The 15,516-nt window shown below is 25.6% G+C and carries 15 protein-coding genes and 1 pseudogene; 10 read left to right on the plus strand and 6 right to left on the minus strand.

Annotation, left to right across the window (positions count from 1 at the left end):
• The first annotated feature begins 16 nt into the window (after positions 1-16).
• The 4 genes from ABDZ60_RS16515 (at position 17) to ABDZ60_RS16530 (ending at position 2,934) form a co-directional block, all read left to right on the plus strand.
• Positions 17-391 (plus strand): GntR family transcriptional regulator, encoded by a 375-nt coding sequence (locus ABDZ60_RS16515; protein ID WP_343779632.1) that lies wholly within the window; start codon positions 17-19, stop codon positions 389-391.
• A gap of 2 nt (positions 392-393) precedes the next feature.
• On the plus strand, positions 394-1,245 hold the full coding sequence (locus ABDZ60_RS16520; RefSeq protein ID WP_343779815.1) for an ABC transporter ATP-binding protein: 852 nt from the start codon (positions 394-396) through the stop codon (positions 1,243-1,245).
• 1 nt (position 1,246) lies between these two features.
• Positions 1,247-1,873 carry an ABC-2 transporter permease gene (locus ABDZ60_RS16525; RefSeq protein ID WP_343779634.1) on the plus strand — a complete coding sequence of 209 codons (627 nt, stop codon included), beginning with the start codon at positions 1,247-1,249 and terminating at the stop codon, positions 1,871-1,873.
• A 95-nt stretch (positions 1,874-1,968) separates the two neighbouring features.
• Positions 1,969-2,934, plus strand: a complete 966-nt coding sequence (locus ABDZ60_RS16530; RefSeq protein WP_343779636.1) for a GNAT family N-acetyltransferase — start codon at positions 1,969-1,971, stop codon at positions 2,932-2,934.
• Positions 2,935-3,007: 73 nt separating this feature from the next.
• On the opposite strand, the gene ABDZ60_RS16535 is transcribed toward ABDZ60_RS16530, so the two are convergent.
• The 6 genes and pseudogenes from ABDZ60_RS16535 to livG form a co-directional block, all read right to left on the minus strand.
• Positions 3,008-3,271, minus strand: a complete 264-nt coding sequence (locus tag ABDZ60_RS16535) for a DUF1294 domain-containing protein (RefSeq protein ID WP_047000834.1) — start codon at positions 3,269-3,271, stop codon at positions 3,008-3,010.
• A 74-nt stretch (positions 3,272-3,345) separates the two neighbouring features.
• The gene (locus ABDZ60_RS16540; protein WP_343779638.1) at positions 3,346-4,221 is read right to left on the minus strand and encodes a carbohydrate ABC transporter permease; all 876 of its coding nucleotides are present in this window, start codon (positions 4,219-4,221) and stop codon (positions 3,346-3,348) included.
• Positions 4,221-5,087 carry a carbohydrate ABC transporter permease gene (locus ABDZ60_RS16545; RefSeq protein ID WP_343779640.1) on the minus strand — a complete coding sequence of 289 codons (867 nt, stop codon included), beginning with the start codon at positions 5,085-5,087 and terminating at the stop codon, positions 4,221-4,223. The genes ABDZ60_RS16540 and ABDZ60_RS16545 overlap by 1 nt, the downstream gene beginning before the upstream one ends.
• Positions 5,088-5,169: 82 nt before the next feature.
• A complete protein-coding gene (locus tag ABDZ60_RS16550) occupies positions 5,170-6,450 on the minus strand; it encodes an ABC transporter substrate-binding protein (RefSeq protein ID WP_343779642.1) in 1,281 nt (426 codons plus the stop codon).
• 319 nt (positions 6,451-6,769) lie between these two features.
• Positions 6,770-6,904 carry a hypothetical protein gene (locus ABDZ60_RS16555; RefSeq protein ID WP_343779644.1) on the minus strand — a complete coding sequence of 45 codons (135 nt, stop codon included), beginning with the start codon at positions 6,902-6,904 and terminating at the stop codon, positions 6,770-6,772.
• A 54-nt stretch (positions 6,905-6,958) separates the two neighbouring features.
• Positions 6,959-7,095 (minus strand): annotated as a pseudogene (livG, locus tag ABDZ60_RS16560) (high-affinity branched-chain amino acid ABC transporter ATP-binding protein LivG); the annotation flags it as partial.
• An 865-nt stretch (positions 7,096-7,960) separates the two neighbouring features.
• Between livG and ABDZ60_RS16565 the strand changes: the two are divergent.
• The 6 genes from ABDZ60_RS16565 (at position 7,961) to ABDZ60_RS16590 (ending at position 15,478) form a co-directional block, all read left to right on the plus strand.
• Positions 7,961-9,286 (plus strand): APC family permease, encoded by a 1,326-nt coding sequence (locus ABDZ60_RS16565; RefSeq protein ID WP_047000837.1) that lies wholly within the window; start codon positions 7,961-7,963, stop codon positions 9,284-9,286.
• A gap of 183 nt (positions 9,287-9,469) precedes the next feature.
• Positions 9,470-10,249: an EFR1 family ferrodoxin gene (locus ABDZ60_RS16570; protein ID WP_343779647.1), complete on the plus strand. Its 780-nt coding sequence runs from the start codon at positions 9,470-9,472 to the stop codon at positions 10,247-10,249.
• A gap of 185 nt (positions 10,250-10,434) precedes the next feature.
• Positions 10,435-11,097, plus strand: a complete 663-nt coding sequence (locus ABDZ60_RS16575; protein WP_016207538.1) for a TIGR01906 family membrane protein — start codon at positions 10,435-10,437, stop codon at positions 11,095-11,097.
• Between the two features lie 116 nt (positions 11,098-11,213).
• Complete coding sequence (gene recQ / locus ABDZ60_RS16580) at positions 11,214-13,664, plus strand: DNA helicase RecQ (RefSeq protein WP_343779650.1); 2,451 nt, start codon at positions 11,214-11,216, stop codon at positions 13,662-13,664.
• A gap of 71 nt (positions 13,665-13,735) precedes the next feature.
• Entirely contained in the window at positions 13,736-14,395 is a 660-nt protein-coding gene (locus tag ABDZ60_RS16585) for a nitrite/sulfite reductase domain-containing protein (protein ID WP_016207541.1), read from the plus strand.
• Positions 14,396-14,512: 117 nt separating this feature from the next.
• On the plus strand, positions 14,513-15,478 hold the full coding sequence (locus ABDZ60_RS16590; protein ID WP_343779652.1) for a YbgA family protein: 966 nt from the start codon (positions 14,513-14,515) through the stop codon (positions 15,476-15,478).
• Positions 15,479-15,516 lie beyond the last annotated feature (38 nt).

Raw genomic sequence — 15,516 nt, forward strand, 5'->3', positions numbered from 1 at the left:
ACTTGGAGGTGAGAATTTGAATATATTAATTAGCAATTCCTCACAAGTTCCTTTATATGAACAAATTGAAAGTCAAATAAAGACTCAAATTATTAACTTAACTTTAAAGCCTGGAGAAGCACTACCTTCAATAAGAACATTAGCTAAGGAATTAAAAGTAAGTATAATTACTACTAAAAGAGCTTATGAAGAACTTGAAAAAGAAGGATTTATTAAAACTGCTGTAGGAAAAGGTACTTTTGTAGCAGAGGCAAATAATGAACGACTTAAAGAAGTAGCTATGTTTGAAATTGAAAATAAATTAGAAGAAGCAATAATTTCTGCAAAAGCTATTGGATTAACGTTAGAGGAAGCATTAGAAATATTTAAGAGTTTATACGAGGAGGTATAATGGTGGAAGCAATTGAAATTAAAAATTTAAAAAAAGAATATAAGAATTTCAAATTAAATATAGAGGAATTAAAAGTAAAAGAAGGTTTTATAACAGGCTTTATTGGGCCAAATGGTTCAGGTAAGACAACTACTATAAAATCTATAATGAATATGATTAAATATGATAAAGGAGAAATATTAGTTCTAGGAGAAAATATTTCTGATAATCATAAAGTGAAAGAAGCAATAGGTTTCGTTGGTGATGTATGTGGTTTTTTAGAAGAAAGTAAATTAAAAAATATAAAGACTTCTGTATCTAGATTTTATACTAATTGGGATGAAAATTTATATAATAGATTAATTAATAAATTCAATATAAACGAAACTTTAGTTTATGGAAAACTATCTAAAGGACAAAAGAAACAATTTGAATTAACAATGGCATTATCTATAAAACCTAAAATTATAATAATGGATGAGCCGACAGCTAGCTTAGATCCAATTGTAAGAAGTGAATTTTTAGAATTACTACAAGAAGAGATGGAGAAGGAAAATCTTACAATATTTTATTCAACGCATGTAACTAGTGATTTAGAGAAATGTGCAGATTATATTGTATTTATATATAAAGGGAAGGTTATATTATACGGAGAAAAAGACGAAATTTTAGAAAAGCACTCTATAATAAAAGGAAAGAAAGAGCTTTTAGATAATGAAACAAGAAAATATCTTATTTCTATTAAAGCTAATGGGTTTGGATTTGAAGGTTTAACATCAAACAAAAAAGAAGCTTTTGAGATATTTGGAAATGAAGTTATTTATGAAAAACCAACTTTAGAAGATATTATGCTTTATTATACTAGGAGGGACTAAAATGAGAAAAATATTAAATTTATTATTTTTGCAATTTCAAACAGTATTGTCACTAAAGAAATATATGGCTTTAATAATTTTTATGGGAATATTTTTAGGTGCTGTAAATCCCCAAATGATAACTTTTAGTGGTGCGCTTTTTATAATGGCTACATGTTATAGTACTGCATTTTATGAGGAAAAAAGTAAAGTGAATTATTTAATATATTCTTTACCAGTAAAGCCAAAAGAGTATATATTATCAAGATATATATTTGTAGCTATTAATACAATGATAGCTACCATAATATCATCAGTTCTATACACAGGCTTAATTTCCTTAAATATAGTTACAATAAATGAAATTGGGCCATTAAGGACATTGGTTTATATAATGATGGGTATAGGTGTTTTCATGATGGCTCTATTGATTCCATTCGAATTAATACTAGGATTTGAGAAGGGTAGAATAGCAATTGTATTTTTAGCAGTTTTTCCAATGGTGTTTTCAACAGAATTAATGAAATATTTACCTAATATAGATTTTGATATATTGGTAGTAAAAGTATTAGTTGTCCTTTGTATATTTACATTAATTTTAGCATCATATTTTATTACTTCAAATATATATGATAAAAAAGATATTTAATAAAATAAGAAAAGTTTCATATGCTAGATTTTTAATAGAACCTAACTAATTTTTAACTCATATATTTTAGTAAAAGGAAATTAGTAGGTGTAATAATGAAATTAGAGTTTATAAATAAGCAAAATTTTAATAAAATAATTAAGGAGTTAAAAGACTTATATAAAGTTTGTTTTAACAAAGAAATAAGTGAAGAATATTTTTCGTGGATATATTTAAATAATCCTATAGATGATTTCATTTTTTGCTTAGCAACAGAAGATGATAAAATTATTGGGTGCTATTCAGTGATACCTATAAATATAGTGATAAATAATGAAATTATAAGATCAGGAATATCTATGCCTTTACTTATTAAATCAGAGTTTAAAAATAAAGGGTTATCTACTAAAATTGGAATAAAAGTCTATGAGGAGTTGAAAAGAAAAAAATATGATTTTATATTGGGGTTTCCTGATGAAGTAAATCATCATAATTTAGTTAAGAAGTTTGGATTTGAAAATATATATGAAATACCAACTTTAAAGTTAGTGGTGAAGGATAAAGATATATATCATATAAATAGGTGTGATATTCAAAAAATAGATATAGATAATGATTTTACTTTTGACTATTCGCTATTAATAAATAAAAAGGATAGCAAAATAAAAGTTTATAAAGATTTAAATTATTTAAAATGGATGTTTAAGAAAAATAAAATATATGAATACAAAAATTATGTTATAAGCCGAAATAAAGTTGTCTTAGCTTCACTTATAATGACTAAATATAACGATAAGATAGAAATAGTAGAATTAAATTCAGTAGATAAACAATATAATAAGATATTATTATGTAAAATATTTAAAGATGTTGCTGAGGAAAATATAAAATCTATAAATATTTGTTGTTCAGTTTATAACAGAGAACATATAATACTAGAAGAATTAGGCTTTGAAAATAGTACACCTATAAATTATTTTATCATAAAAAAAATAAATAATTTAAGTAGTGATATTATAAACTTTAAAAATTGGGATATTCAAATAAGCGATTTTAAATATATATATTTAAATACTTTATAAATTTAAGAATTGATTAAATTAAAAATAAATTAATATAATTTAAAAAATAGAATGGATAGTAAGAAGTACCATTCTATTTTTTTAATAAGAAGTATATGGAAAGTTGAAAGAGTATTATTATAGGGATACCTAGATTAAATTTTAAATGTCTAATTTTATGTTTGAAAGTATACATACTTATATAAGTACCTAAACTTCCGCCAATTATTGAAAGAAAAATTAATGTGGATTCTTTTATTCGCCATTTTTTCTTTATTGCTTTTTTCTTATCAATATAAATGGTTAAAAAAGAAATTAAATTAATAAAAATAATATAATAAGTAAAAACGTCTTTCATAAAATCTCCTTTACAGTTTTTATAGTACACACTTGATTATAAACTATAATATCTGCTATAGGAATAAAATTTAGTTATTTAATTGATCCTTGTACTATTCCTTTAATTATATATTTTTGAACAAAGAAGTAGAAAATAATAATTGGAATTACTGCTAAAATTAAAGCTGCCATAGCAAGTTCCCATTGTTTAGAAAAAGCACCAAAGAAATTGTTCATGGCAAGAGGAATAGTATTTATTTTTCCGTTTATAGTAAGAAATGGTAGCAAAAAATCATTCCATATCCATATACCATTTAGAACCATAACAGTTACTGTAATTGGCTTTAAAAGAGGGAATACTATCTTATGATATAATTGCCATCTATTACAGCCATCTATTATAGCAGCCTCTTCAACTTCTAAAGGGATGTTATTTATAAAGCCATGATATAAAAATATGCTCATACTTGACCCAAATCCTAGATACATAAAAATAAGTCCATAATGTGTTCCAAGCATATTGAAATTAATGGAATCTATACTTATTATACCCATCCATTTAACTAACGGTAGCATTACAGCTTGGAATGGAATTATCATTGCAGAAACAAATAAATAAAATATAACTTTACTAGCTTTAGTTTTGCTTCTAGCTAAAGTCCAAGAAGCCATTGAAGAAAATAAAACTATTAGTATTATACTTATAGTAGTTATTATTAGTGAATTAATAAATGCACTACCCATATTCATTCTTTCAATTGCAGAAGTATAATTACTAAAATTCCATTCATGGGGGAATCCCATAGTGTTTGCAAATATTTCTCTTCTAGTTTTAAAGGAATTTATAAACATAAGATAAAAAGGAATCATATAAATAATAAGGAGTATCCAACCTGAAAATTCTAAAAATTTTAATTTATGATTATAACTATTTAATGTTTTTAATTTACTATGTTTTTTTATTCTCATTACAATTCAACCTCCCTTTTCTTTGTGAAATAAACTTGAGTTAAAGAAATTGCTGTAACAAATATAAAGAATATTATTGCTTTAGCTTGCCCAAGTCCCATATTATTAGATACAAAGGCTTCTTTATATATATTTAAAGATAACATTTCTGTCGTTTTTAAAGGAGTCAAAGAAAAGTTCAAATCAAAAAGTTTAAAAGAATTAGCAAGAGTTAAAAATAAGCATATAGTAATTGATGGAGCAACCATTGGAAGAGTTATATGTTTAAAAGCTTGTACTCCATTAGCACCATCAATATGACTTGCTTCAATTAAATCAGTAGGAACATTTTCAAGGGCTGCTACATAAATAACCATTATATAACCAGCATATTGCCAAGCTGCAACTATAAGCATAGCTAGTATAGCAGTATTTTTTTCTTGTAATAGGGAGGTAGATAATAGGTTTATTTCTAATTTAGCACCTATAGAGGTAAATACTGAGTTAAATAAAAATTGCCATATAAATCCTAAAATAAGCCCACCAATTAGATTTGGCATAAAAAATCCAGTTCTAAGAAAATTTTTAGTTTTTAAGTTTCTAGTAACAAAATAAGCTAATCCAAATCCTATTAAATTTATAGAGACAACACTTGCGATAGTGTAAACTATTGTAATTTTGAAGGAATAAATAAACTGAGAATCCTTAAACAGATTACTATAGTTAGAGAAACCTATAAAATCATAATTAGGATTGGCACCATTCCAATTAGTAAATGTATAAAATATTCCTATTAAGAATGGGATTATTACTACCATAGTTAGTGCTAATAAAGAGGGACCAACAAAAAGCCAAAATCCCTTATTAGATTTACGTTTTTTCTTCATATTATCATCTCCTATAAAATTTAAATATAATATAAGTATCCACAAGGGAATATGCCCTTGCGGATAAAGAAAATATAATTAATTATTTTTTAGTAAGTGCTTGTATTTCTTCAAGCATCTTACTTTGATCTATTTCCCCTTTAGCATATTTAGAAAATATAGGTCCAATGTTTTCCATAGTAAATCCATCAGGAAGGTTAGTAAATGCCCAAGGAAGTGTTTTTCCAGCATTGTTATACTCAATTATCGATTTAGCCAACTTATCATCAGTTTCAATCTTAAAGTTAGTAAATGCAGGAATCATTTTCATATCTTCTACTAAACCTTTTTGGCCAGTTTCACTAGTTACCATCCAATCAAGAAATGCTTTCGCTTCAGTGTTAACAGCTGAATCTTTATTAACAGTCCAGTACATTGGAACGCCAACAGGAATACTTCCACTTATTTTAGTATCATTATTAATTGCTAGTGGTATAAATCCCATATCAAAATCAGCACCTAATCCGGCTAAATCTCCAGCAGTCCAGTTACCTTGATGTAAGAAAGCAGTTTTTTCTAAAGCAAAGTTCCCAACTTGAGTACTATAATCTATAGTATCTAAAGAAGAGCCTCCACTATATTTGCAAAGTAAGTCAACAAGATTCATCCAGTCTTTAAAACCTTGATTATTAACTAAATCAGTTTTTCCAGCAACATAGTCTTTTGTAAATTGTGCAGGATTTTCTTGAGCAGTTAATCCAATATTAAAAGTATGATTCCCAGTTACCCAAGTTTCTTTAGTTGTATATGATATAACATTTTCTAATCCTAAATCAGCTTTTTGGGAATCTAATTTTTCAACAGCTTCTTTTAATTTATCAAAGGTATCAATTGATTTGGGATCTATAGATGCCTTGTCTAATATATCTTTATTATAGATTAGTCCGTATCCTTCAGTTGCAACTGGCATACCATATATTTTATTATCTACTTTTACAGTATCTAAAGTACCCTTAACGGCATTAGAAACCCATTTTTCGGATGATAAATCATCAACTTTATGAGACCAAACTTCTAAGTCACCAGCACCTTGAATCATAAAAATATCAGGCTCAGTACCTTTCTGAAATTCAGCTTTTAAAGCAGCACCATAGTCAGCCCCACCACCAACTGAGGTAACTTCAACTTTAACTCCAGTTTCCTCTTCATATTTTTTTGCAAGTTGTTGCAAAGCGTCATTTATTTCAACTTTTAATTGAAATACTTTTACTACCTTATTTTCAGTATTTTTACCTGAACTTCCATTAGTATTATTAGAAGAACATCCAACAAACACTCCAGCCAATAATGATGCAGTCAAAACAGTTGCTAAAATTTTTTTCATTCTTAACCCCTCCATAAATATATTTTAATGAAATAAAAGCAAACGATTGCATTTATATACATATATTACATTTAAAGGAAAAACTATTCAATAGAAATACTAATAAAACAATAATTTTGGATTTTTGCACTAAAGTTATATAATTTAATTAGAAAATAAAAAAATAGAGGATTAAATGTTCCTCTATTTTTTATTTACCTAGATAAGCGCTTTTAATTATAGAATCATTAAGAAGAGTCCTAGAATCACCAGTTAACACGATTCTAGCGGTTTTTAAAACATAAGCTCTATGAGCTATAGATAAAGCAATATTTATATTTTATTCTACTAATAAAATTGTGGTTACTGCTTTGTTTATTTGTACTATAGTATTAAAGATTTCTTTAACAACTATAGGGGCCAGTACTATTGAAGGCTCATCATAATACAAGTCAATGTTATCTATTTTAAGCATAGTTTAAGACCATTCTCCGGGGCATGTTTCAATAGCTTTAGGGTTATTTCTTATTTAATCAGGAGTCCCTTCAGCTATTTTTTACAATAATCTAATACTATTATTTTTTCGCAAATTCCCATTACTAGTTTCATATCATGTTCTGTAAGTAAAACAGAAATTTGAAATTCATCTTTAATCCAATTAATCATTTAAGAGCATAAACACTACCTAAGTCTAAACCATTTATAAGTTGTTGTAAAAATTACATTAGAATAAAGTTCTTCAGATCTTCATCCATCTCCACCTAAGAATTAAGAAGTTATTCCTGTTGCTCGGGCTTGGTTAGCAATAATGAAAACTAAATTATAATAATAAGGAAGAACTAATACATTGGGATTAGTTGATTTTATCTTTGTAAGTTGCGCATTAAAATCAGTATCGCCATCATTATAACTTAAACATTCAGTTACCTGTCCACCTTTAGATTTAAAGTCTTTTTTTATGTCTCATATATACCATTTGAATAATCCGAGCCAGCATGTATAAAATAGCTGCTGTTGTAGCTCCAGAAGTTACAAGACCAAGTATAGCAACAACTTTATCATTATCAACAAGTTTATTAAAGGCTTATATTGAAGATATATGATCTTCTTGATTATCTTCTGCATTACTAGAGCAGCCGCTTAAAAGTGATAAACCTAATGTTAATGAAATAACACCAAAAAAGTTTTTTATTCATAAATACCCCCATTTTTCTGAAAAAATATTAATAATAAAATATTAATAAAGAACTAATAAAGTTATTAAAATTATATTTTATATTGAAATAATTTAAAAGTATATTAATAAATTGGGTTAAAAAATACAATATAGCTATTTAATATATTTTGTTGGAATATTTAAATATTAAAATAAATGTACGGTAAGTATTAAAAATGATTTTATTAACAGTATATAAAAGTTGATTTTTATTAGAGAATTATTAAATTTAATATTTTTATTTGTACCTTTATATGATATATTGGACAGAGAAATTATAATTATTAATAAAATATTGTACAAAGAGGTGAAATAATGAAAAAAAATGAATATGGTTTATTTACTGCCATAGGAATGATAGTAGGAATTGTAATAGGATCAGGAATATTTTTTAAAAGTGATAATATATTAGTAGCCACTAATGGAAGTATAAGTTTAGGCGTTCTTGTATTTAGTATTGCTGCAATGGGAATTATTTTTGGAAGCCTAACTATTTCAGAATTAGCATCAAGAGATTCAAAAGCAGGGGGAATAATAACATATGCTGAATATTCATATAATGAATCAGTTGCTTGTGCTTTTGGATGGTTTCATACATTCTTATATTATCCTACACTTGTAGCTGTAATTTCGTGGGTATCTGGTATATATATATGTATGTTATTTGGAATAGATGGTGGATTAACTACTCAAACAACGATAGGATTTATAATAATGATTTTATTTTACTTTATGAATGTATTGTCTGCTAAATTAGGCGGATACTTTCAAAATGCATCAACGATAATTAAAATTATTCCTTTATTAGTAATAGCAATAGCAGGACTTTTTTTCGGAAATCCTACTGAAATAATAATAAGTGATATTGTACATATGGAACCTGCTACATGGATAGCAGCAATAGCACCTATAGCATTTTCTTTTGATGGTTGGATAATATCAACATCTATAGGTCATGAAATAAAAAACTCTAAAAGAAATTTACCAAGAGCTTTGGTAGTTGCTCCATTATTTATATTAGCAATATATGTATTATATTTTATTGGAATAAGTATGTATGTTGGACCAGAAACAATAATGAATATGGGAGATGAACATGTTAATTTAGCAGCTACTAGACTATTTGGACCTTGGGGAGCTAAAATAATATTAACATTTGTTGTTATATCTATATTAGGAACTGTAAATGGATTGATAATAGGCCACACTAGAATGCCATATTCTCTAGCAATAAGGGGAATGTTTCCCAATTCTAAGAAAATAAAAGTCGTCAATGAAAGCGTAGGGATGCCTATTAGATCTTCAGTTGTAGCTTTTTGTATATCATCTATTTGTTTAGTTATACATTATATAACACAAAGATATAATTATTTACCTAATAGTGATATATCAGAAATATCAATAACTGTTAATTATTTATTATATATAATGTTGTACTTTAAAGTATTTAAAATGGGTTTAAACAATGAAATTAAGGGCTTATGGAGGGGAAAAATTAATCCTATTTTTGCAAGCTTAGGATCTTTAATTATTTTATTTGGAAGTATTAAAAATCCATTATTTTTTGTATATATCATAATATGTGGAATAATATTAGTATCATCAGTACTGTTTTGGAAATACAATAAGCAAAAAATATAATTATAGTAAAAAAAAGATAGAAAAAATTTCTATCTTTTTTTATTTTGTAGAAAATATAAAAAGAGTAAGGAAATTTGAAAGATTAAAATCGTTTCCAAAAAATTACAAATGATGTATAATTATTAACATATTCTTACATATGTAATTTTATTATGTAAATATATATTAATTGGGGGAGATTATATGAAAGGTTTAATTTTATACTTCAGTGGCACTGGAAATACAAAATTTATTGCCAATAAGATGGGAGAAGAATTTATAAAAAATGAATGTGAAATAGAAATACATTCGATAGAAGAAGAATTTAATATAGAAAAGATATCATTTGATTATTTAATTCTTGGATTTCCTAAGTATTTTGAATATATCCCTCAAATATTTATGGAATTTATAGAAGATAATCTACATTATTCTAAAAGCGAAATAAAAACAATGATATTTTCAACAGGAAAAGATAAACTTCAAACTTACTTTGATGAATTAGAGAAAATATTAATAGAAAAAAATTTTAAAGTCATATTAACTACAAATTTTAAAATGCCAAATAGCAATATATTAAGTAGAGAATATTTAGATACTAAAAATATAGATTTAGAAGAAGTATATAATAAATCCTTACAAAAAATAAAAAATGAAATAGCAAATTTTTTGATTGAAAATTATAATAAAAAAGAAATTAATAATTTTAAATCAATAATTATGAAAAAACTATACAAATTCAGAACAAAAGATTTATATAAAAATTCATATAAATTTTCAGTAAGCTCGCAATGTGATAAGTGCAATTTATGTGTTAAAATTTGTCCAACTAGAAATATAGAGAATATAGGAGATTATATAAAGTTTAGGGATAATTGTATATTGTGCTGTAGATGCATGAGTTGTTGTCCTAAAAATGCAATATTATATAAAAACAAACAATATTCTCAGTATAAGGATAATATTGATTTGATAGTAGGTTAGTTAAGAAGTTAAGGGGGGGGGGAAACCCTTCTTTTTATATTCAAAATAAGGACTATTATGTTATTATATATATAAGTTATTATAAGAGTTTAAAATTTAATTAAAAATATAAGTAGTAATAGTCTTTAAATCAATTTAGTATATAAGGATTATATAAAATGCTAAATATTAGAAAGAGGTAGAAAATGAAGAAATGGATTAATTGCATATTTAAAGTTTTACAAGGAATAAGTGTAGCTTTATTTACTATTGGAATAAGTGTTATTGCATCTTTAAATTTGAGAAGTATATATAAGTATTCAATTCAAAAGTATGACTTGGATAAAATAGGACAACTTTCAAAGGAAAAATTAATGGAAGATTATAATATATTATTAAATTATTTACAAAATCCATTTGCAAAAAAGTTGAAGTTTAATAATTTTATAATGAGTAGCAACGGAGAATTTCATTTTTATGAAGTTAAGAAGATATTTTTAAGCATATATTTAATAGTTTTAATTTTTGTATTGATATTTATTGTTATATATCTAATAAAAAAATATAACAACAAAAAAATAAAGCTAATTAAATCACTTAATTATGGAGCAAATACTCTTATAAGTATAATTACAGTTTTATTAACCTCAATTTTTATAGATTTCTCAAAAGCTTTTATAATTTTCCATAAAATATTTTTTAATAATGAATATTGGATTTTTGATTCAAAAACAGATCCTATTATAAATGTGTTACCAGAAGAAGTTTTTAAGTTGTATGCATTAGTGGTAATAATATTTACCCTTATTGCAATAATTGTTTATAAGACAATTTACATAAGTTATAATAAACATTCTAAACTTAACTAATTATCAATGAATTTTATATTATTTGAGGAAAGCTATTATTTTAGTGTGTTAGGAATGCATGTTTGTGTTGATAATCTTAATAAGTAAATAGAAGGATAATTTTAGGAGTGTTTAATTTGCAAGATATAAGTTTAGAAGTTTTAGAGAAATATTATGGATATAAAAGCTTTAGAAAGGGCCAAGAAGATATAATTAAAAATATTTTAAGTAAAGAAGATATTCTAGCAATAATGCCAACCGGCGGAGGTAAATCTTTATGTTATCAAATACCAGCATTAATTTTAGATGGCTTAACTATAGTAATTTCACCATTAATATCCTTAATGAAGGATCAAGTTGATAATATAAGATCTATGGGGATTGAAGCCGCATATATAAATAGTTCATTAAGTACTAGTGAATTTAATGAAGCTATAAATAATCTAAAGAATAACAAATATAAAATAGTTTATGTTGCGCCAGAAAGACTTGAGTCGTATGACTTCATAATGGAAATGTCAAGATGTAGTATAAGTCAAATTGCTATCGATGAAGCACATTGTGTATCTCAGTGGGGGCATGATTTTAGGGTAAGTTACAGAAAAATAAAATCATTTATAGATATATTGAAAGAACGACCTATAATTACAGCTTTTACAGCAACAGCAACAGAAGAAGTAAAAAGAGATATTATAAGCCTTCTTGGACTTAAAAATCCTAAGGTATATGTAACAGGTTTTGATAGAGAAAATTTATTTATTAATATTGTAAAAGGAAGTAATAAAAAAGACTATGTAATTAAATATATAGAAGCTAATAAAGATGCTTCAGGAATAGTTTATGCTGCTACTAGAAAAGAAGTAGATAAATTATATGAGGTCTTATGTGAAAAAAAATATAAGGTATCTAAATATCATGCAGGGCTTAGGGATGATATAAGAAAAGAAAATCAAGAAGATTTTATAAAGGATAAAATTAATATAATGATAGCTACAAATGCTTTTGGAATGGGAATTGATAAGCCTAATATAAGATATGTAATTCACTTTAATATGCCTCAGAACATTGAAAGTTATTATCAAGAAATTGGTAGAGCAGGAAGAGATGGAGGAAAAAGTGAGTGTATATTATTATTTTCACCAGGAGATATTCAAACTCAAAAGTTCTTAATAGAATCTAGTTCAGAAAATTTAAATAGAAAACAAAGTCAATATTTGAAGCTAAAACAAATGACTGATTTTATTTATAATAATGATTGTTATAGAAAATATATACTAAATTACTTTGGTGAATCTAATTTAGAAAACTGTAATAATTGTAGTAACTGTTTAAATGAAGGAGAAGTAGTAGATAAAACTATTGATGCTCAAAAAGTATTATCATGTGTATATAGAATGAAAAAAAACTTTGGTATTTCAATGATAGTAGATGTTCTAAGGGGATCTAAAAACATTAGACTAGTAAATTTAGGATTCAATAATTTATCTACTTATGGAATTATGAAAGATTATAAGGCGGAAGATCTGAAAAGTTTTATAAATACGTTAATAGCTCATGGATATTTAGATTATATTGAAGGAACTTATCCTGTAGTAAGTCTAAATAAGAAATCAATAGAAATAATAAAAGGTGAGCATAAAGTACTATTTAAAGAAAATAATATTAATACTATTGAAAATGTAGATAATAAATTATTAGAATTACTAAAAGATTTGAGAAGAGAAATAGCACTGGAAGAAAGAGTTCCTCCTTATATAATTTTTGGTGATGTTACATTAAAAGAAATGAGTAGCAAAATGCCATTAATTAAGGAAAATATGAGATTAATTAGTGGAGTAGGAGAAATTAAATTTAATAAATATGGTGAAAGATTTATTAATTTAATTAAAAGTTATATTGAAGAAAATAATATTATTGTAAATCATATAATTGAGGATAATGAAGAAAATTCTTATATTGATATAAAAGTAGATGAAGAATTACTAGAATTATTAAAGAATAGAAGAGAAGAAATTTCAAGAAAAGAAGGTATGTATCCACCAAAAGTAATATCTTTAAGAAGCTTGAAAGAAATAAGTGGAAGATATCCTAAAAACTTAGATGAATTAATGGATATAACTTTAGTTGGAAAAAAGAAAGTAGAAATTATAGGAAAAGATATAATTATTATAGTTAACGATTATATTAATAACAAAGATATTAAAGTTAATTTCATAAAGAAGGAAAAAAGAAAAATTGCTTTAGATGGAGACGTTAGGACAGATGAAGAAATAACTATTGATGAATTAAAAAAAGGAGAGGTTCCAGAAGAATTATCAGATAAATTAGAAATATCTATATCTACAATTTTAGGATATTTGACAACAGCCCTTGAAAATAATGAGAATATAGAAATTAAGTTTGATATATCAAAATATTATTTAAAAGAAGATAGAGAAGAGATTCTTAGAGAAGTAAGGTCTAAAGACTACAGAAAAATTGGAGAAATTAAAAAGACTCTTAGAAGTGATATAAAATATGAGGCTATAAGAGCAGTAATAATAGAAGAAATATTTTTAAAAAATAAGAAATTGATAACTGATAATTAAAGTTAACTAGTGTTATAAATTGCTTTGTAAAATATATAAGAAGTACAAAAATAGAGAATAAGGAGAATGAAATGAGTAATTACGGTAATTTACAAAAGGTTATAGATGGCAAGAGAAAGTTTGGGATAACACCTCATATACCTGGAGGTTTTATAACACCAGAGAACCTTGAAAAAATAGCTATAGTAGCAAAAAGATATAATGGAGTTATAAAAATTACTTCAGGACAAAGAATATTAATTACTAATTTGGAGGAAAGTGATTTACCATTAATTTGGGAAGAACTTGGAATGATGCCAGCTGTCAAAACACAAAATTCTGTTAAAAATGTAGAGATGTGTCCAGCAGGTTTTTGTAAGAGAGCAAAACATAATACTATTGGAATAGGAATGAGACTTTCAAAAAGGTACCATTGGGCAGAAATGCCATGTAGAACCAAAATAGGTGTTGCTGGATGTAGAAATGCATGTGGGAGTGTTTATAGTAAGGATGTAGGTATAATAGCTGATAAAACCGGATTTATGGTAACCGTAGGAGGATCAGGAGGCTATAATCCAAGAATGTCGGATATTATTGCAATTGATTTGACTGAAAAGGCTGCAGAAAATTTAGTTGATATAATTTTTGAATACTACAAAGAAAATGCAGAAGCTGGTGAAAAATTAGGATTTTTTATAGATAGAATAGGTATAGAAAAATTTAAATCTGATGTATTTAAAATAATTGATTAGATAATAATATCTTTTAGGGAAAGAGTATTATAAAAAATAATAAACATGTAAAATATTTATATCAAAAGAAAAAAGTTTATTAAGTGCTAAATGTAAAGTATTCAAGGAGGGTATTAATTGAAAGAAGATAAGAAGCCCACAATTGTAGTAAGCAGATGTTTAGGATTTTGTAATTGTAGATATAATGGAGATATGATATCAGATAAGTTTGTTGAAAAATTAAAAAAGTATGTCAATTATATAACTGTTTGTCCGGAGGTAGATATCGGTTTAGAGACACCTAGAAAGCCTATAAGATTAATATTAGAAAAAGAAAAAATAGAACTTTATGAGCCGCATAGTGGAAATGTATATACAAAGGAAATGGATGAATATTCAAATGAATTTTTTAAATCTTTAGAAGAAGTGCATGGATTTATATTAAAGGGAAGGTCACCATCTTGTGGAACCAAAAATGTAAAGTTATATTTAGGTAAAGAAAAGACAATAGGATCAAAAAAGAGTATAGGATTATTTGCTTCTTATGCTATTAAAAACTATCCATATCTTCCTATTGAAGAAGAAGGACGTCTTACTAATCATGCCATAAGAGAGCATTTTTTAATTAAGGTGTATATATTTTTTAAATTTAAGGAAGTAGAAAAATCTAATTCTATTAAAGAGTTAATTAAATTTCATTCAAATAATAAATATCTTCTTATGGCATATAATAGAAGTCAGTTAAAGCATTTAGGGCAAATAGTTGCTAATGATGAAAAAAAACATTTTAATGAAATTATAAATGACTATGAGCATCATTTAGGTTTAGCATTTTCTAAAATTCCTAGAAAAGGTAATTACATAAATACATTTATGCATATATTTGGATACTTTTCAGATTATCTTTCAAAGGATGAAAAGGAATTTGTATTAGATATATTTAATAAATATAAGGAAGATAAGATTCACATGGATGTACCTTTAAATATTTTAAAAACTTATGCTATAAAATATAATGAAGAATATCTTTTGAATCAAACTATATGGTCTGCATACCCAGAAGAATTACTTGATATAAGTGATTCTGGAAAAGAGGGAATATAAAATAATAAATAAAAAAAGGGGCTGTCATAGATAGCCCC

The sequence above is a fragment of the Clostridium sartagoforme genome, assembly GCF_039521405.1.
In the GTDB taxonomy this organism is placed as follows: Bacteria; Bacillota; Clostridia; order Clostridiales; family Clostridiaceae; genus Clostridium; species Clostridium sartagoforme.